Genomic DNA, 19,022 nt, shown 5'->3' on the forward strand with positions numbered 1-19,022 from the left:
CTAGCGGGCCTCCTCGTACACGTACTGCGGGATGGGAGTCGGACGGGCGCTCACGGCAGTGCCTTGCGGGCCGTGGCGAACCGCGGGCGGTTGTTGAGGTCCGGGTGGTCGGCGGCGTCGGCCCAGCCCTTCTCCTCCGTGAAGATCCACGGCACCTGGCCGCCCTGGGTGTCGGCGTGCTCGATCACGACGACGCCGCCTGGGCGCAGCAGGCGGTGCGCGGTGCGTTCCAGCCCCCGGATGAGCTCCAGCCCGTCCTCGCCGGAGAACAGCGCCAGCTCCGGGTCGTAGTCCCGGGCCTCGGGGGCGACGTACTCCCACTCGGTCAGCGGGATGTACGGCGGGTTGGAGACCACCAGGTCGACCTGGCCGTCGAGGTCCCCGAACGCGGTGAGGGCGTCGCCCTGGCGCAGGTCGACCCGGGAGCCCTCGGTGTTCCTGCGGGTCCACCGGAGCGCGTCCTCGGAGAGCTCCACGGCGTGCACGCGGGAGCGGGGGACCTCCTGAGCGAGGGCGAGCGCGATGGCGCCGGAGCCGGTGCACAGGTCCACGATGCACGGCTCCACGACGTCCATGGCCCGTACCGCGTCTATGGCCCAGCCGACCACCGACTCGGTCTCCGGCCGCGGCACGAACACGCCGGGCCCCACCTGGAGCTCCAGGTAGCGGAAGAAGGCGCGGCCGGTGATGTGCTGGAGCGGCTCGCGCTGCTCCCGCCGGGCGACCGCCTCCCAGTACCGGGCGTCGAAGTCGGAGTCCCGCACCGAGTGCAACTCGCCCCGCTTCACGCCGTGCACGAACGCGGCGAGCTCCTCGGCGTCGGTGCGCGGCGAGGGCACGCCGGCGTCGGCCAGCCGCTGGGTGGCCTGGGCCACCTCTGCGAGCAGCAGGTTCACGCAAGTCCTCCGTGTCGTACTGTCCGTGCCGTCCGTGCCGGCGCTACTGCGCGCCCTGGCGCGTCACGCGGCCGCGAGCTTCGCCGCCGAGTCCGCGTCGACGCACGCCTGGATCACCGCGTCGAGTTCACCGTCCAGGACCTGGTCCAGGTTGTACGCCTTGAAGCCGACGCGGTGGTCCGAGATGCGGTTCTCCGGGAAGTTGTAGGTGCGGATCTTCTCGGAGCGGTCGACGGTGCGGACCTGGCTGCGGCGGGCGTCCGCGGCCTCCCGCTCCGCCTCCTCCTGCGCCATCGCGAGCAGCCTGGAGCGCAGGATACGCAGTGCCTGCTCCTTGTTCTGCAGCTGGCTCTTCTCGTTCTGGCAGGAGGCGACGACCCCGGTGGGCAGGTGCGTGATGCGCACCGCGGAGTCGGTGGTGTTGACGGACTGGCCGCCCGGCCCGGACGAGCGGTAGACGTCGACCCGCAGGTCGTTGGGGTTGATCTCCACGTCCACCTCCTCGGCCTCGGGCGTGACCAGCACACCGGCCGCGGAGGTGTGGATGCGGCCCTGCGACTCGGTGGCGGGCACCCGCTGCACGCGGTGCACGCCGCCCTCGTACTTCAGCCGGGCCCACACGCCCTGCCCGGGCTCGGGCGTCCCGCCGCGGGTCTTCACCGCGACCTGGACGTCCTTGTAGCCGCCCAGCTCGGAGTCGGTGGCGTCGATGATCTCGGTCTTCCACCCGGCGCGCTCGGCGTACCGCAGGTACATCCGCAGGAGGTCCCCGGCGAAGAGGGCGGACTCGTCGCCGCCGGCACCCGCCTTGATCTCCAGGATGACGTCCTTGTCGTCGCTCGGGTCGCGCGGGACGAGCAGCAGGCGCAGCCGCTCGGTGAGCTCCTCGCGCTGCTGCTCCAGCTCCTTCACCTCGGCGGCGAAGTCGGGGTCGTCGGCAGCCAGTTCGCGCGCGGCGCCGATGTCGTCGCCGGTCTGCTTCCAGGAGCGGTAGGCGGCGACGATCGGGGTGAGCTCGGCGTAGCGCTTGTTCAGCCTGCGCGCGCCGGCCTGGTCGGCGTGGACCGACGGGTCGGCGAGCTGCTCCTCAAGGACGGCGTGCTCGGCGACGAGTTCCTCGACGGCCTCGAACATGTTCGGCTCCTGTACTGCGGACTGAGGGGAGGGCGAGCGACCAAAAACGCCGGTCCCGGCGCGCGCCCGTGCGGGGCGCGGCCGTGGACCGGCGGAAAGGGGCTCGCTACTTCTTGGAGCCGGCGGCAGCCTTGCCGAAGCGGGCCTCGAAGCGGGCCACACGGCCACCGGTGTCGAGGATCTTCTGCTTGCCCGTGTAGAACGGGTGGCACTCGGAGCAGACCTCGGCCCGGATGGTGCCGGACCCGATGGTGCTGCGCGTGGTGAACGACGCGCCGCAGGTGCAGCTGACCTGCGTCTCTACGTACTCGGGGTGGATGTCGCGCTTCAAGGTGTCTCCTAGGTTCCGGGAGGGCGCCGGGTCGCCGCCGCGGGATGCGGGGGCGTGAACCGGAGCCGACGTACCAGTCTGCCAGGACTGGCGTCATCTCCCCAAACCGGGTCCGGGCGCAGGCTATTCCCGGCGGGCGGAGCGCCCCCTCTCGACGGCCCGGCGGAAGCCGCGGGCCCGGGCGCCCGCACCGCCGGGGCGGGGCGGCGGAGGGGGCGGAGGAGACGGCGCCGAGGGGGCGGGGGGAAGGGGGCGGAGGAGACGGCGCCGGAGGGGGCGCGAGGGACACCGGGGCGGTGCCGGGGCGTCGTCCGGCGCCTCGGACGCCGTGTCCCGCGCTACGGGGTCACCACTCCCCTGGCGTCGCCGGTCGCCGTGCCCCGGGTGGCATCCGCCGGGATGGGCCGGTCGTTCTTCAGGGCCGCCCACACCTGCGCGGCCTTCGCCTTGTCGACGAGCACCCGGTTGCGGTCGGCGGGGTCGTACTGCACCGGCATCGTGATCATGTGCAGATGGGAGGCGCCGATGTCCTTCAGGCCGCCGGCGAAGGAGATGAGCGAGTTCACCGAGCCGAGGTCGGAGTCGGTGGTGAGGGCCTTGGTGGCGGTGTCGGCGAGGTCGTACAGCTTCTTGGGGCTGGTGAGCAGTCCGATGTGCTTCACCTCGTCGACCAGGGACCTGACGAAGGCCTGCTGCAGCTGGATGCGGCCGAGGTCGGAGCCGTCCCCGACGCCGTGCCGGGTACGGACCAGTCCGAGCGCCTGCCTGCCGTCGAGCCGGTGGGTGCCGGCCTTCAGGTGCAGGTGGCTCTTGGCGTCGTCGATGTTCTCACTGGTGGTGACCGTGACACCGCCGAGGGTGTCGACCAGCTTGCGGAATCCGGCGAAGTCGACCTCCAGGTAGTGGTCCATGCGGATGCCGGTCAGCGCTTCCACGGTCTTCACCGCGCAGGCCGCGCCGCCGGTGGAGTAAGCGGAGTTGAACATCACGGCGTGGGCGGCCCCGTGGGTGGCGCCCGCGGAGTCGGTGCAGGCGGGGCGGAGGACGAGGGTGTCCCGCGGGATCGAGACCACGTCGGCGCTCCGGTGGCCCCGGCGGACGTGGACGATCATCGCGGTGTCGGAGCGGGCGCCGCTGACGTCACCGCCCCCCAGTTTCCGGTTGCCCCCGGAGCGGCTGTCGGAGCCGAGCACCAGGATGTTCTCGGAGCCGTCAGGGGACTTCCGCGGCCGGTCGGACCCGAGGACCCGGTTGATGTCGATGCTTCTGATGTTGCCGTTGAGCTTGGCGTACACGAAGCCGACGCCGGTCCCGCCCACCACCACGATGGCCACCGCGGTCCAGGCGGCCACGAGCAGTCCCCTGCGGCGCCGGCGGCCCTTGCGGGGGCCTCCGGCGGGACGCTGCGGGCCGGTGGACTCCGGCGTGCTCTCGTCGGACATGTACTCCTCGGTTCCCTGAGGCTCCATCATCACTCTGTCCGGTCTGATCTTCTTCACGAACAAAGGCATGGGAAGAAACAGGTACCCGTTGTGCTGCGATCCACGGCTTCTGCGGCCATATCGCAAAGGAAAGCCAGGAGGGGCCGGGAGACGATCAAGGTGCGCCCGGGTGCGAATCGGGGCAGGGGGGCCGCGGGCACGGGGAGCGCGGTGCGGGGAGCGCGGTGCGGGGCGCAGGACACGGGGTGCGGAGTACGGCGGCCTCGGGGACGGGGTGCGGAGTACGGCGGCCTCGGGCACGGGGTGCGGCGGTAGCGGGTACGGCGAAGGCCGCCTCCGGGGAGACCGGAGGCGGCCCTCAGTGCAGGCGCCCGGGGCGCGACCGCGGGATCAGCCGAAGAGGTTGAAGCCCTGGTAGCCCCAGCCGACCTTGACCCGCGTGCTGCCCGTGAACGGCGCCGAGGCGACACCGCGTCCCGGGTACAGCCACAGGTTGCCGGAGGAGTCCCGCGTCAGCAGGTCGGCCTTGCCGTCGCCGTTGACGTCACCGGTGGTGACGTAGTCGGCGTAGTTCCAGCCCCAGCCGGCCTTGACGCGCGTGCTGCCCCGGACCGGAGCGGCGGCGTTGCCGCTGCCCGGGTAGAGCCACAGGTCGCCCGAGGAGTCCCGGGCCAGCAGGTCGGCCTGGCCGTCGTTGTTGTAGTCACCCTTGCCGAAGATGGTCATACCGCCCCATCCCCAGCCGACCTTGGCGCGGGAGCCGAAGAACCCGTTGCCCAGACCCGGGTACAGCCACAGGTCGCCGTTGGTGTCCTGGGCGAGCATGTCGGGCAGACCGTCGCTGTTGAGGTCGCCCGGGACCACGATGTTCTTCATCGCGTTCCAGCCGCCGCCGATCTTGGTGAACTCGTAGCTGTCCACGCCGTTGAACCCGTAGAAGTACAGGGTGCCGTCCGACGTGCGCACCAGGTAGTCCTGGTAGAAGTCCCGGTTGAGGTCGGCCTGGCGGACCAGGGTCGCCCCGCTCCAGTCGCCGAGCGAGAACCGGTCGCCCAGGGTCTTGCCCGGACGCGCGTAGTACTCGTAGGCGTCGCCACCCGACGTACGGGCGAACAGGTCCGCCAGTCCGTCGAAGTTGAGGTCGGTGTCGTCGATGCGGGGGTTGATCGCGCCGACGTAGGACCGGGTCTTGGCGAACACGGAGTACGCCCCGGACTGCACGCAGTCCTCGACGCCCCAGGACACCACACCGGCGATCCGGCCGTTGACCACGAGCGGGCCACCGGAGTCGCCGTTGCAGGGCGAGACGGTACCGGCGTCCGCACCGGTGGCCGGCTCGCCGGCGCAGACCATCTGGCCGGCCTTGAAGTCGGTGCCGTAGTACGAGGTGCAGGCGGAGTCCGGCTGCACGGGTACGGTCGCCTTCTTCAGCGTCAGCGAGATGTCGTTGCTGGTGGAGCTGGTGCGCCCCCAGCCGTAAACCGTCGCCGGGGTACCGCTGTTGTACGAGACGGTGTCGGAGCTGGGCGTGACCTGCAGCGTCTTGTACGGCAGGTCCGAGCTCAGCGTCAGCACGGCGAAGTCGCCGCCCGAGGGGGCGCCGTTCGCGCCGAGGCTGTACGTCGGGCTGACCCACTGGCGCCACACACCGGCGACGGTGCCGCCGTGCGTGTCGCTGCCGTCCGGAAGCTGGGTGGTACCGCCGAGGACGGCCCCGTGGTCCTTCCAGTCCAGTCCGGCCACGCAGTGCGCGGCGGTGAGGACCTTGGCCGGGGCGACCAGGGTGCCCCCGCAGAAGTAGCCCTCGTCGTCGGAGGTGTCCGCAGTGCCCTTGTCGTCGTAGTAGTGCAGCTGCACCATCCACGGCGCCTCGGCCAGCGTCGCGTCCGTACCACCGATGATCTTCGGATCGGTGGTTCCGGACGAGCTCGGAGCCGTCGGGGACGGGTCGGTGTCCGAACCGGCCGCCGGCGTGGTGGTGTCCGAGGCACCCAGCGTGGCCTCGGCGTCGTGGATGCGCTGCAGCAGCTCCGGCTGGGAGGCCGCGGGCATCTTCTGCGCGGCCTGCGGGGCCGGCAGCGGGGCCGCGTCGGACGCCTCGGCCGGAGCGGCGGTCAGGACCGCGCCCCCCAGCGCGAGTGCGGCGGCGGCCGCGGGAAGAGCCTTGTACGCTCTTCGTGAAGTTGAAGTCACTCAGTGTTCTCCTGTCGCAGCAAGGATGTCCGCAGGAGAGAGAAGACCCGACGAGGCATGGCTGACGTGCGTTCAGAGCACGCTCCGACCCCCGTGGGCGTATCCGAAAACACGTTCCCCCCCACTTCAAGTGGGCTGATCTTACAAGCCGGAAGCCCCGACCTGTCACGTGGGTAACAGGTCGGGGCTTCCGGGGGTGCGAGAACCGGTCAGACGGTGCTCAGTCGCCGTTGCCGGGCGTCGGCGTCGTCTTCTGGATCTGCATCAGGAACTCGACGTTCGACTTGGTCTGCTTCATCTTGTCGAGCAGCAGCTCGATCGCCTGCTGCTGGTCCAGCGCGTGCAGCACCCGGCGCAGCTTCCACACGATGCCGAGCTCCTCGGCGCCGAGCAGGATCTCCTCCTTGCGGGTGCCGGAGGCGTCCACGTCGACCGCCGGGAAGATGCGCTTGTCGGCGAGCTTCCGGTCGAGCTTGAGCTCCATGTTGCCGGTGCCCTTGAACTCCTCGAAGATCACCTCGTCCATGCGGGACCCGGTGTCCACCAGGGCGGTGGCGAGGATGGTCAGCGAACCGCCGTCCTCGATGTTCCGGGCCGCACCGAAGAAGCGCTTCGGCGGGTAGAGCGCCGTGGAGTCGACACCACCGGAGAGGATGCGGCCGGAGGCGGGCGCCGCCAGGTTGTAGGCCCGGCCCAGACGCGTGATCGAGTCCAGCAGGACGACCACGTCGTGCCCGAGCTCCACCAGGCGCTTGGCGCGCTCGATGGCCAGTTCGGCGACCGTGGTGTGGTCCTCGGCGGGGCGGTCGAAGGTCGAGGAGATGACCTCGCCCTTGACCGACCGCTGCATGTCGGTGACCTCTTCCGGACGCTCGTCGACGAGGACGACCATCAGGTGGCACTCGGGGTTGTTGTGCGTGATCGCGTTGGCGATCGCCTGCATGATCATGGTCTTGCCGGTCTTCGGCGGGGCCACGATCAGACCGCGCTGGCCCTTGCCGATGGGCGAGACCAGGTCGATGATGCGCGTCGTCAGGACGCCGGGGTCGGTCTCCAGGCGCAGCCGGTCCTGCGGGTACAGCGGCGTGAGCTTGTTGAACTCCGGTCGGCCGCGGCCGTGTTCGGGCGCCATGCCGTTGACGGAGTCCAGCCGGACGAGCGCGTTGAACTTCTCGCGCCGCTCGCCCTCCTTCGGCTGGCGGACCGCACCCGTGATGTGGTCGCCCTTGCGCAGGCCGTTCTTGCGGACCTGGGCGAGGGAGACGTACACGTCGTTCGGGCCGGGCAGGTAGCCGGACGTCCGGATGAACGCGTAGTTGTCGAGGATGTCCAGGATGCCCGCGACCGGGATCAGGACGTCGTCCTCGGTGATCTGCGGCTCGCCGGCCTCGTCGCGGCCGCGGCGGCCCCGCCGGTCGCGGTAGCGGCCGCGACGGCCGCGACGGCCGCCGTCGAAGTCGTCGTCGCCCTGGTTCTGCTGGCGCCCGCCGCCCTGCTGCTGGCCGCCCTGCTGCTGGTGCTGGTCGTCGCCCTTGCTGCGGCGGTCGCGGCCTCGGTCGCGGTCGCGGCGGTCGCGCCGACGGCCCTCGCCGCCGTCCGCGCCCTCGGACCTGGCGCCGTCACCCTGCTGGCCCTGCTGGCCCTGCTGGTTCTGCTGAGCCTGCGCCGCGGCCTCGCCCTTCGACTCCTTCTTGGCGTCCGCGGAGACCGTCTCGGGGCTGCCCGACTCGGCGGTGGCCCGGCGGCGGCGCCGCTCGGTGGGCGCGTCGTCGCCTCCGCGCTCGGCCTCGCCCGCCCGGCCGGCACCCCCGGCGGGCTGACCGGGAATCTCGATCTGCTGCTGGGCAGCGGGCTTCTCGGCGGCGGGGGCCTCGGCGGTCTTGGCCGCCTTCTTCTCGGCGGCGGCCTCGTCACCCGTACGGGTGCGCGAGGTGGCGCGGCGCTTCGGCTTGGTCTCGGCGGCGGCCTCGTTCTTCGCAGGGGCCTGGCCACCTCCCCCGGAGCCCGAGGAGGCCTGGGAGCCGCCCTGGGCCTGCGCTTCCTTGATGACCTCGATCAGCTGGCTCTTGCGCATACGCGCGGTGCCTCTGATGCCGAGGCCGGATGCGACCTGCTGCAGCTCGGCCAGCACCATGCCCTCGAGGCCGGTACCGCGGCGCCGCCGGGAGCCCGCACCGCTGGCAGGCGCGGAGGCGTCCGTGGCGGGCGCGGCAGCGGTCTCCTCGACACGTGCGCCCATCAGATCGGTGGTGTCGCTCACGAAGGGTCCTTCCCTGGAGCGGACGTCGGCCTGTCTGGCTCGGCGACCGGTTGTGCTGTCCGGCTCCGGTGTCCTTGCTCTGCGGACGGAGCCGGGGCGGTGGTCCGCCAAAGCGGCGGAGAGATGACTGGTGATTGGCGCTCCCCCGAGCCGTGGCACCCAGTGTCACTTGGCGTGGTCGCACCGGTTCCGGAGCGTGCCCGGCGGCCTGCTCAGTGTGCGCGTGCGGCGTACTGCCGAGGTACGACATACGGAACACAGTGCAGCGTGGGGAGCTCCCGGAAGAATGTCTGTCCCGGACGGGGACACGAGGCACCTCGCCATGGTGAGGTCGGGTGCAGACTTGAGGTTAACACTACCGGATCCAACAAACATTCCCCCTCTCGTCGAAGTATCCGGCCGTCCCGGATGTCCGGGCCTCGCGCCGAGCGCGTCTCACGTGGCGAGCGGGAGCACGCTCGCTCCGTGGACGTCCAGGTCAAGCCGGTTGGCGGCCCAGTCCGCGCCCGCCAGCGCCTCCACCTTGTCGGCGGTGTCCTCGTCGGTCAGCGCCATGACCGTGGGCCCCGCTCCGGAGATGACGGCGGGGATGCCGTCACCTCTCAGCCGCTCCACCAGGGCCGTGCTCTCCGGCATGGCGGGCGCGCGGTACTCCTGGTGCAGGCGGTCCTCGGTGGCCGGCAGCAGCAGCTCGGGGCGCCGGGTCAGGGCCTCGACGAGCAGGGCGGCGCGGCCGGCGTTGGTCGCGGCGTCGACGTGCGGCACGGTGCGCGGGAGCAGGCCCCGCGCGGTTTCGGTCAGGACCGGCTTTCCGGGGACGAAAACCACCGGAACGATGGAATCGGCCGGGTCCATCCTGATCGCCCGGGCGGCGCCGTTCTCCATCCAGGACAGGGTGAAGCCGCCGAGCAGGCAGGCCGCGACGTTGTCGGGGTGGCCCTCGATCTCGGTGGCCAGTTCCAGCAGGCCGGCGTCGTCGAGCCGCGACTCCCCGCCTATGGTCACCGCCCGTGCGGCGACGATGCCGGCGCAGATGGCGGCGGAGGAGGACCCGAGGCCGCGGCCGTGCGGGATCCGGTTGGCGCAGACGATCTCCAGGCCGCGCGGCTGCCCTCCCAGGGCGTCGAACGCGGTGCGCAGGGACCGTACGAGCAGGTGGCTCTCGTCGCGCGGCAGTGTTTCGCTGCCCTCGCCCGCGATGTCGAGGTGCAGCCCGGAGTCGGCCACCCGGACGACCACGTCGTCGTAGAGCCCCAGCGCGAGGCCCAGGGCGTCGAAACCCGGGCCGAGGTTGGCACTGGTGGCGGGGACGCGCACCCGGACGGCGGCGGCGCGGAAGGCTGGACCGGCCATCGCTCGATGACTCTCCTTGAGCTGCGAAATTGTCGAATGGCGTTCGATTGGCATTCGAAGGTGTCCTGAGGCCCGCGAACCGCGGAGACGGCGCGGCACTTCGGCATATGCCGTTCAGGCATATGCGGCGGGCGGGTTCAGTACAGCCTATCGAAGGAAGGTTCCGTCGCGACACAGGGCGCACGGGAGGCGCACGATGCGTGTCGGAGACCCAGCTGTGCACCCCCTATAAGGAAGTTCCCCAGGTGACGGCCGTCTACGCGGTTTCCGTGCCGCCTCTTCGCCGGGACCGCTCGACCCCGGCGAAGGCAGCCCCGGCCGAGCCGCCGGGCCCGGGACCCGACCGGCACCCCGAGGGGCGGAAACCGCACCGCACCGCACCGAATCGGACCCGGCACCCGGCGGCTCCGACCCCACTTGCGCAACCGCGTCGGCGACTCCGGCCCGCCCGGCGAATCCAGGCCCGCAGACGCCAACACCCCAACGACCGGGGGCCGGTGGCGCCGATGCGCCGACGCGCCGACGGCCAGGGGACACCGGCGGCCGAGGAGCGCCGACGTCCCGGCGCCCGCAGGGCCGGCAGAGGTCGAGACTCCGCCCGTACCGGCCGGGAGTGTCCCGGGCCCGGCGGAGGAGTGCGGCCTGCGGGCCGGAAACGGCCCTGCGCGGCCCTCACCGGCACCGCCTAGGCCAGGCCGAGACGCTCCGCCGCGGTCGCCGCGTCGACGGGGACGGTGACCGGCTGCGGGGCGCCGGCGACGGCCCAGTCGGGGTCCTTGAGCCCGTTCCCGGTGACGGTGCAGACGATGCGCTGCCCGCGGTCGACCTTCCCCTGCTCCGCGGCCTTCAGCAGGCCGGCCACCGACGCGGCCGAGGCGGGCTCCACGAAGACGCCCTCCTGGGCGGCCAACAGCCGGTAGGCGCGCAGGATCTCACGATCCGTCACCTCGTCGATGACACCGCCGGACTCGTCCCGCGCCGCCAGCGCGTACTGCCAGGAGGCGGGGTTGCCGATCCGGATGGCGGTGGCGACGGTCGAGGGGTCCTTGACGACCTCCCCGCGCACGATCGGCGCGCTGCCGGAGGCCTGGAAGCCCCACATCCGGGGCGTCCCGCCGGCCACACCGTCGGCGGCGTACTCCCGGTACCCCCTCCAGTACGCGGTGATGTTGCCCGCGTTGCCGACCGGGAGGACGTGGATGTCGGGCGCGTCGCCGAGCATGTCGACGATCTCGAAGGCCGCCGTCTTCTGCCCCTCGATCCGCACCGGGTTGACCGAATTGACCAACGCGACCGGGTAGTTGTCACTGAGCGCACGGGCCAGTGTCAGACAGTCGTCGAAGTTGCCGTCGACCTGGAGGATCTTGGCACCGTGCACCAGGGCCTGCCCCATCTTGCCCAGCGCGATCTTGCCCTGCGGCACGAGCACGGCGGACACCATGCCCGCGCGTACCGCGTAGGCGGCGGCCGAGGCGGAGGTGTTGCCGGTGGAGGCGCAGATGACCGCCTTCGCCCCCTCCTCCTTCGCCTTGCTGATGGCCATGGTCATACCGCGGTCCTTGAAGGACCCGGTCGGGTTGGCGCCCTCGACCTTGAGGTGGACCTCGCAGCCGGTGCGCTCGGAGAGGACCTGCGCGGGTACGAGCGGCGTTCCGCCCTCGCGGAGCGTCACTACCGGGGTGGTGTCGGATACCGGCAGCCTGTCCCGGTACTCCTCGATGATTCCGCGCCACTGGTGGGTCATTGCTGGTTACTCTCCTTCAACCCGCATGATGCTGGCGACACCCCGCACGGTGTCGAGATTGCGCAGCGCCTCGACGGTTGCGCCGAGGGCCGCGTCGGACGCACGGTGGGTGACGACGACGAGGGAGGCCTCGCCGTCCTTGCCCTGCTGGCGGACGGTGTCGATCGAGACGCCGTGCTCGGCGAACACGGTCGCGACCTGGGCCAGCACACCTGGTTTGTCGGCGACGTCCAGGCTGATGTGGCAGCGCGTGACGACGTCGCCCATCGGCGACACGGGCAGCGCGGCGTACGCGGACTCGCCGGGCCCGGTGGCCCCGCTGAGCCGGTTCCGGCACACGGCGACGAGGTCGCCGAGCACGGCGGAGGCGGTGGGCGAACCGCCCGCACCGGGACCGTAGAACATCAGCTGCCCGGCTGCGTCGGACTCGACGAACACGGCGTTGTAGGCGCCGCGGACGGAGGCCAGGGGGTGGCTGAGGGGGATCATCGCGGGATGCACGCGCGCGGTCACCGACGCCCCGTCCTGGGCCCGCTCACAGATGGCGAGCAGCTTGATGGTGCAGCCCATGCCCCTGGCGGAGGCGAAGTCGGCGGCGGTCACCTCGGTCATGCCCTCGCGGTGCACGTCGTCGAGGCGCACCCGGGTGTGGAAGGCGATCCCGGCGAGGATGGCGGCCTTCGCGGCGGCGTCGAACCCCTCCACGTCGGCGGTCGGGTCGGCCTCCGCGTAGCCGAGCGCGGTGGCCTCGTCGAGGGCCTCCTGGTAGCCGGCCCCGGTCGAGTCCATCTTGTCGAGGATGAAGTTGGTGGTGCCGTTCACGATGCCCAGCACCCGGTTGACCTTGTCGCCGGCGAGCGACTCGCGCAGCGGGCGGATCAGCGGGATGGCACCGGCGACGGCGGCCTCGTAGTACAGGTCCTTGCCGTTCGCCTCGGCGGCCGCGTGCAGGGCGGCGCCGTCCTGGGCGAGCAGGGCCTTGTTCGCGGAGACGACGGAGGCGCCGTGCTCGAAGGCGGTGGTGATCAGCGTGCGGGCGGGCTCGATCCCGCCGATGACCTCGACCACGACGTCGAGGTCGCCGCGTTTGACGAGGGCGGTGGCGTCGGTGGTGACGAGGGCCGGGTCGATGCCCTCGCGGACCCTGTCCGGCCGGCGTACGGCGACACCCGCGAGCTCCACGGGCGCCCCGATCCGGGCGGCGAGGTCGTCCGCGTGCGTCGTCATGATGCGTGCCACCTCTGAGCCGACGACCCCACAGCCCAGCAGCGCCACCTTCAGCGGACGCGTACGCATCATCCGACCTCGTTTCCTCATACCGTCTACGGTGGAACCAGTCTCACGCACCGGACGGAACTTTCTGCCCCTCGTCCGGATCGTGAGATCTCAATTTCATTTGCACGGGGGTGCAGTGCAGGAGATCTTCCGCCTCCGCATCCTCCACCCCCACCGCATCCTCCGCCTACTCCGCACCCCGCGTCCTCACCGCGTCCTCGGCCTCCTCCGACTCCCCCGCTCTTCGGCCTCCTCCGACCCCCGCGCGTCCTCGGCCTCCTCCGGCTCCCCCGCGTCCTCGGCCTCCTCCGCCCTCGCCATGGCATCCTCCGCCCTCGCCACGGCATCCTCCGCCCTCGGCTCCCGCCTCAGCCCACGTCGAGCCGGAGCAGGTCCTCCTCCGTCTCCCGGCGGACGATGGCCCGGGCCTGGCCGTCCCGCACCGCGACCACCGGCGGCCGCAGCACGTGGTTGTAGTTGCTGGCCATGGACCGGCAGTACGCCCCCGTCGCCGGCACCGCGATCAGGTCGCCGGGCGCCAGGTCGGCGGGCAGGAACGCGTCCCGGACCACGATGTCGCCGCTCTCGCAGTGCTTGCCGACGACGCGGCCGAGCATCGGCTCCGCATCGGACCTGCGCGAGACCAGCGCGACGCTGTACTCCGCGTCGTAGAGCGCGGTACGGATGTTGTCCGACATACCGCCGTCGACGGACACGTACGTACGCAGCCCGTCGAGCGGCTTGACGGTGCCGACCTCGTAGACGGTGAACGCGGTCGGCCCGACGATGGCCCGCCCCGGCTCCACCGAGATCCGCGGCGTGCGCAGCCTGGCCGCCTCGCACTCCCGGTTGACGATCTCGGTCAGCGCCTTGGCGATCTCGTGCGGTTCGCGGGGGTCGTCGTCGCTGGTGTAGGCGATACCGAGCCCGCCGCCGAGGTCGATCTCGGGCAGTTCGACGCCGTGCTCGTCGCGGATGTCCTTCAGCAGGCCGACGACGCGGTGCGCGGCCACCTCGAAACCGGAGGTGTCGAAGATCTGCGAGCCGATGTGGGAGTGGATCCCGATCAGTTCCAGCCCGTCGAGCACCAGGGCCCGCCGCACAGCCTCGGCCGCCTGCCCGCCGGCCAGCGGAATGCCGAACTTCTGGTCCTCGTGCGCGGTGGCGATGAACTCGTGGGTGTGCGCCTCGACCCCGACGGTGACGCGGATCTGCACCCGCTGCCGCTTCCCGAGCGACTGGGCGGTGTGCGCCACCCGCACGATCTCCTGGAAGGAGTCGACGACGATCCGGCCGACCCCGACCTCCACCGCCCGGCGGATCTCCTCGGCGGACTTGTTGTTCCCGTGGAAGGCGATCCGCTCGGCCGGCATCCCGGCGGACAACGCCGTGGCGAGCTCGCCCCCGGAGCAGACATCGAGATTCAGCCCCTCCTCGTCGAGCCAGCGCACGACGGCACGCGAGAGGAACGCCTTGCCCGCGTAGAAGACGTCGGCGTCCGCACCGAAAGCGGTGCGCCAGGCGCGGGCCCGGGCCCGGAAGTCGGCCTCGTCGAGCACGTAGGCGGGGGTGCCGAACTCCTCGGCGAGCCGGGTGACGGACATCCCGCCGACGGTGACGACGCCGTCGGCGTCGCGGCCGACGGTCTGCGCCCACACCTTCGGGTCCAGGTCGTTGAGGTCCGCGGGCGGTGCGGCGTAGTGGCCCTCGGGGAGGACGTCGGCGTAGCGGGGCCCGGCGGGGTGTGCGGAACGGCTCATGATCTCTTCGGGGCTCTCTCAGAGGTGGTCGGGTGCGTCGATGCCGAGCAGGGACAGGCCGCCGGCCAGCACCGTCCCGGCGGCTTCGGCGAGCGCCAGCCGGGCGCGGTGGGCGGCCGAGGGTTTCTCCGCGCCGCACGGGAGCACACCGGGCAGGACCGGCATAACGGCGTCGGCCACGGCGACGAGATGCCGGGCGAGACGGTCGGGGGCGCGGCGCGCGGCGGCCGCGGCGAGGACACGCGGATGGTCGGCGAGGAGCGCCACCAGCGCCGACGACACCGACGACGCGTCATCACCACCGTCCACGGCCCCCGGTCGGGCCTCGAATCCCAGGTCGGCGGCGTTGCGGTGCAGGGACCGGACGCGAGCGTGCGCGTACCGAACCCGGAACAGCGGATTGGCCTCCCGCTGCACGAGGTGCTCGGCACCGACCCGCGGCCGGTCGTGCGCCGCGGGGTACAGCAGCGCCCACCGCGCGGCGTCGGCACCGAGCGGCGCCGGATCCTGCGGGGCGGGCACGGGGCGCAGCACGACGGGGGTGCCGCGGTCGCAGTCTGGGTCGGCGGGGGTGGCACCGGTGCCGGGGTGGGTGTCGCGGTCGGGGTGAGTGCCGTCCAGGGCGGCACCGGAGCCGGGACGGGTGCCGCCACCGGCATCGAGACGCCGGGCACCGTCCCCCGCAGCTCCCGCCTCGACCACCACTCTGCCCCCCTGGGAGGCGGCGATCCGCGCCACCGCATCCGCGACCACCTCGGCGCGCACCTCATCGGGGACGCTCAGCCGCAGCACGGGACTCCCGGCGAGCGCATCGCCGTGGCCGTACCGCGGCCCCTCGCGGAGAATCCGCCGGACCAGGTCAGCCCACCCCGACTCCACCAGGCTGATGTTCAGGAAGCCGGGCCCGGTGATCTCGACCCCGGTGACGCCCCGGGAGCGCAGGAGATGCGCACGAAGCACCGCGGCGACATCGCGGGGCGGCCTGCCTGCCGGCCGCGCGAGCTGCAGCGCGACGGCGGTCGCGTAGTCCCCGCAGCCCCCGGGCCCGGGGGCTGCGACCACCGCCCGCGCAGGCACGGCCACACTGAGTTCCCCCTGGTCGACGGCGCAACGCACGGCATGCAGCACGGTGCGGGACAGCTCGGCGGGGGTCACGGGTCAAGCGTAGGGGAGGGAGGGGGTGAGCAGGCGACTCCCTTTCCCCACTTCCCGGCATGTGGACGCCGACGGCACCTCGGCACGACCGAGCGCTCCAGCCCCTCGCACCTCCGGAGCCCACCAGCCCGCACCACCGCAGCACCAGCCCCAGCCCCAGCGCCGACGGCGACTGACTCGATGATGCTCCTACCTGACCTCAGGCACTTGCCCGGCACCCTGCCCCAGAGCCCCCGCGCCCTCGCACGGAGAGCGCCGGCAACGCCGGAAGGGATTCACCCACAGGTGGCCCTCACGGACAGCCCCGTCCGGCGCACTCGGGGCCTCCAGCCGACACGGCTCCCCCGATCACGGAAGCGTCCCCGCTCCCGCCGCCGCTCCCCGGCCGCCTACCACCTTCCAGCAACCGCCTCACCACCCGGACGAGTTCCGCCGGCTCGAACGGCTTGGCGAGGAAGGCGTCGACGCCGGCATCCACACCGACGTCCACCTCGTACTGCGTACAAGCGCTGACGATGGCGAGCGGCAGGTCCCGGGTACGGGCATCGGAACGGAGCCGGGCGGCGGTGCGCAACCCGTCCAGCCGAGGCATGACCACATCGAGGGTGACCACGTCCGGCCGCACCCGGTGCACGACATCCAGACACTCGGCACCATCGGCCGCGGTCACGACCTCGAGCCCTTCCAGCTCGAGATTGACCCTGATCAACTGCCGGATGACCTTGTTGTCGTCCACGACAAGGACCCGACCCGATGCGCCTGGCACAACTTGAGAGTAGGTCCAGACCGGCCACCGCGTCCGGCTTTTCCCCACTTCCACCCCGTGAGGGGGACAAGCCCGCCGCAGGCTGACCGACGCCCCACGGACACGCAGGCACGTGGCAAAAGGCGTTCATGACCACCCCGGAAGAGCTGGTAGTGTTCTACCCGTCGCCGCGAGCAACACGCACCGCGCCCGACACGCCCCCGTAGCTCAGGGGATAGAGCAACGGCCTCCGGAGCCGTGTGCGCAGGTTCGAATCCTGCCGGGGGCACTCGCAGGTCAGCAACCCAGAACAACGGTCTGACCAGGGCGGATGCCGAACGAAAAGGGCGGGAGTCAGTCTCACTGGCTCCCGCCCTTTCTCGTTGTCTCTCACGGTTTGTGTGTGAGGGGCGTGTGAGCCACACGCGGACGGCGGGCCCGCTTCGTCGTGAGCCAGGACCCGCCCGCTCATATTTGGCGGCGAGCGCGGGCGTGGATTTGCCAGAATGGCCGCCATGGCACGACGGCAAACCCCTGCATACGCCTGGCCTGTTCACCTGGTTCGACCTCAGACGGGACAGCGTCTCGTCTATCTGGACCTCAACCATTGGATCAGTCTGGCCAAGGCCGATACAGGACATCCGACCGGAGGGCCCTACCGGCCGGCGCTGACGGCTGTGCGAGATGCGGCCCGTTCGGGGCTGTACCTTTTCCCCCTGTCTCTGACTCACTACATGGAGATGTCGGGGATCCAGGACCCTCGCCAGCGAGCCGACATCGCCAAGGTCATGGAAGAAGTCTCCGGCTTCACGACCTTGCTGCCCCACTCGCACATCGCGCGACTGGAGGTGGAGGCAGCACTTGACCAGATGTTCGCCACCGGGTCACCCCACATTGCAGACATCGAGCTGCTGGGACACGGCATTGGCCACGCCATGGGTAAGCGCGGAGGTCTGCACATTCGTTCAGGTTCTGTTGATGTCACCGACAGAACCCGCGAAACGTGGCCAGAGGGGCCCGCAGCTTTTGATCTTATGCTGGCAAACGCCAATGCTCATCTTGAGCGCTCCGTGCTACGAGGGCCTACTGACGAAGAAGTGCCAGACCTCCAGGCAAATGGGTGGGACCCGACAGTCGCTAAGAGAATCGCCGAAAAGCGAGCAGAAGCAGAGCGTCAGCAAGCCGAACGGCTCGACAAGGATCCACAGTATTGGCACCGCCTGCGCGACGTCGTACGGGTCCGGTACATTACTAACGAAATCATAGACACGCTTGTCCAGGCACTCATCGACCGCGGCAGGAACCTTGACGAAGTAGCTACGAGCAAGGAATCGATAAGAGCGTTCGCAGACTCCATGCCAAGCGCCGACGTCTATGCAACTCTCGTGGAAGCGGCGCACCGTAATCGCCAAAAGTCATGGTCACCCAACGACATCTTCGATATTGACGCACTGAGCATCGCAGTGCCGTACTGCGACGTGGTCGTAACCGAACGCTATGCGTCCCATGTCCTCCACGCTGCACACCTACCGCGAGGGATGAAAACCGAAGTAGTTCCCAGGCTCAAGGACCTAACAGAATGGCTGGATCACCAGTGAGTGTGCGGCCACCCGTCCGCACACTCACACGGCGGCTTCCTACCCCCAGCCCATGGTCTTTTCGATCTTCTTGTTGTTTTCCTCCTCGCTGTCGTCGATGATGCCCGCGTAGCGGCGGTGGATGACCTCTGGGGAGTTGCCGGCACGCCGAGCCACCTCGGCTACCAGGAGGCCTGCGCGGAGCCAGTTCGTGATGCACGTAGCCCGGAGGTGGTACGGCTTCCGGGCCAAGGGCGAGCCCACCTTGTCCGGCGGAAGCGCCAGCGGTCTGGCTTCCTGCCACACCCGCCAGTAGCTGGAGGTGCCGAGCAGGTCCCCCCGTTCGTTCGGGAAGAGCCGCCCATCCTTGGCGGTGCCGAACTCCTTCAGGTGCGCGCGGAGCATCGCCACCAGCACGGGGGGAATCGGCACCGGCCGGTCCGTGCCTGGCTCGCGTGACTTCAGTCCCCGCTTATCGTGCCGCTCACCCGAGTCAGTCCACTTCTTTCCGGAGATAGGACGCGTCTCCCAGAGAGTGAGGGTTCCCCATCCCTTTTCGGGGAGATGGCAGTCAGACAGCCTGAGCCCGACTACTTCCGCCGGACGCATCGCCGCGTACAGGATGCAGGCGAAGAATGCCACAAGGCGCCGCCCCCTGTTCCGATGCACCGAGCCGACATACGAGACGGCCGTAAGGAGTTGCCGCCCCTGCACTTCGTTGACCAGTACTCGCGGGTCTACGGCATCGCTTCCATTGGAGGTAGGCCGTTTCAACCCAGCGAGCGGATTTCCGTCTAGGTATCCCTCCTCAATCGCGTAGTCCATGGCCGTGTTGAATCCACGACGACGGCGCTTGTACGTATCCGCTGCCGCTGGTTTGCCGTCCAGCTTGAACGACAGCCGATAGTGGACGTCTCGCACAGCCTTGGAGTCTCTGAGAGCCGACAGGGGAAGGGAATGGCTCGCCAGCCACGCGCAGACCTTCTCCAGGTCCGGCGGGGGCTCTTCGCCCTTGTGAGCCGGAACGACGGCCCACCGTACGGCGCGCCGCACGTCTTCCAGGTCCGGCACCCCAGGGCTTTCCCCCAACATGCCGAGTGCTGCGGTAGCGAGGCTGTCCGCCAACCCCTCACGAGTCTTTGCCGCGGCCGTGCGCC

Annotated in this window: 14 protein-coding genes and 1 tRNA gene; 2 read left to right on the forward strand and 13 right to left on the reverse strand. The window is 70.7% G+C overall.

Going from position 1 to position 19,022, the window contains the following annotated elements:
- Window positions 1-50 precede the first annotated feature (50 nt).
- The 12 genes from prmC to ACL02U_RS14190 form a co-directional block, all read right to left on the reverse strand.
- On the reverse strand, window positions 51-896 hold the full coding sequence (prmC, locus tag ACL02U_RS14135) for a peptide chain release factor N(5)-glutamine methyltransferase (RefSeq protein WP_412791140.1): 846 nt from the start codon (window positions 894-896) through the stop codon (window positions 51-53).
- Between the two features lie 63 nt (window positions 897-959).
- Complete coding sequence (prfA, locus tag ACL02U_RS14140; RefSeq protein WP_412791141.1) at window positions 960-2,030, reverse strand: peptide chain release factor 1; 1,071 nt, start codon at window positions 2,028-2,030, stop codon at window positions 960-962.
- 106 nt (window positions 2,031-2,136) lie between these two features.
- On the reverse strand, window positions 2,137-2,361 hold the full coding sequence (gene rpmE, locus ACL02U_RS14145; RefSeq protein ID WP_129306556.1) for a 50S ribosomal protein L31: 225 nt from the start codon (window positions 2,359-2,361) through the stop codon (window positions 2,137-2,139).
- Window positions 2,362-2,699: 338 nt separating this feature from the next.
- The gene (locus ACL02U_RS14150; RefSeq protein ID WP_412791152.1) at window positions 2,700-3,803 is read right to left on the reverse strand and encodes an LCP family protein; all 1,104 of its coding nucleotides are present in this window, start codon (window positions 3,801-3,803) and stop codon (window positions 2,700-2,702) included.
- A gap of 390 nt (window positions 3,804-4,193) precedes the next feature.
- A complete protein-coding gene (locus tag ACL02U_RS14155) occupies window positions 4,194-5,996 on the reverse strand; it encodes a trypsin-like serine protease (RefSeq protein WP_412791142.1) in 1,803 nt (600 codons plus the stop codon).
- A gap of 220 nt (window positions 5,997-6,216) precedes the next feature.
- Window positions 6,217-8,256 (reverse strand): transcription termination factor Rho, encoded by a 2,040-nt coding sequence (gene rho / locus ACL02U_RS14160; protein ID WP_412791143.1) that lies wholly within the window; start codon window positions 8,254-8,256, stop codon window positions 6,217-6,219.
- Between the two features lie 435 nt (window positions 8,257-8,691).
- Entirely contained in the window at window positions 8,692-9,609 is a 918-nt protein-coding gene (thrB, locus tag ACL02U_RS14165; protein ID WP_412791144.1) for a homoserine kinase, read from the reverse strand.
- Between the two features lie 685 nt (window positions 9,610-10,294).
- A complete protein-coding gene (gene thrC / locus ACL02U_RS14170) occupies window positions 10,295-11,353 on the reverse strand; it encodes a threonine synthase (protein WP_412791145.1) in 1,059 nt (352 codons plus the stop codon).
- Between the two features lie 6 nt (window positions 11,354-11,359).
- Window positions 11,360-12,649, reverse strand: a complete 1,290-nt coding sequence (locus ACL02U_RS14175) for a homoserine dehydrogenase (RefSeq protein ID WP_412791153.1) — start codon at window positions 12,647-12,649, stop codon at window positions 11,360-11,362.
- A 347-nt stretch (window positions 12,650-12,996) separates the two neighbouring features.
- Window positions 12,997-14,388, reverse strand: coding sequence for a diaminopimelate decarboxylase (gene lysA, locus ACL02U_RS14180; RefSeq protein WP_412791146.1), 1,392 nt, complete (start codon window positions 14,386-14,388; stop codon window positions 12,997-12,999).
- An 18-nt stretch (window positions 14,389-14,406) separates the two neighbouring features.
- Window positions 14,407-15,543 (reverse strand): ArgS-related anticodon-binding protein NrtL, encoded by a 1,137-nt coding sequence (nrtL, locus tag ACL02U_RS14185; RefSeq protein ID WP_412791147.1) that lies wholly within the window; start codon window positions 15,541-15,543, stop codon window positions 14,407-14,409.
- A 292-nt stretch (window positions 15,544-15,835) separates the two neighbouring features.
- On the reverse strand, window positions 15,836-16,309 hold the full coding sequence (locus tag ACL02U_RS14190) for a response regulator (RefSeq protein WP_412791148.1): 474 nt from the start codon (window positions 16,307-16,309) through the stop codon (window positions 15,836-15,838).
- Between the two features lie 196 nt (window positions 16,310-16,505).
- Here ACL02U_RS14190 and ACL02U_RS14195 point away from each other — a divergent pair.
- Window positions 16,506-16,577 (forward strand) — tRNA-Arg (locus tag ACL02U_RS14195).
- Window positions 16,578-16,803: 226 nt separating this feature from the next.
- On the forward strand, window positions 16,804-17,886 hold the full coding sequence (locus ACL02U_RS14200; protein WP_412791149.1) for a hypothetical protein: 1,083 nt from the start codon (window positions 16,804-16,806) through the stop codon (window positions 17,884-17,886).
- A gap of 39 nt (window positions 17,887-17,925) precedes the next feature.
- Here ACL02U_RS14200 and ACL02U_RS14205 read toward each other — a convergent pair.
- Window positions 17,926-19,022: tyrosine-type recombinase/integrase (locus ACL02U_RS14205; protein WP_412791150.1), on the reverse strand; the 1,097-nt coding region annotated here is incomplete at its 5' end.

It is taken from the genome of Streptomyces sp. MS06 (assembly GCF_047200655.1).
In the GTDB taxonomy this organism is placed as follows: Bacteria; Actinomycetota; Actinomycetes; order Streptomycetales; family Streptomycetaceae; genus Streptomyces.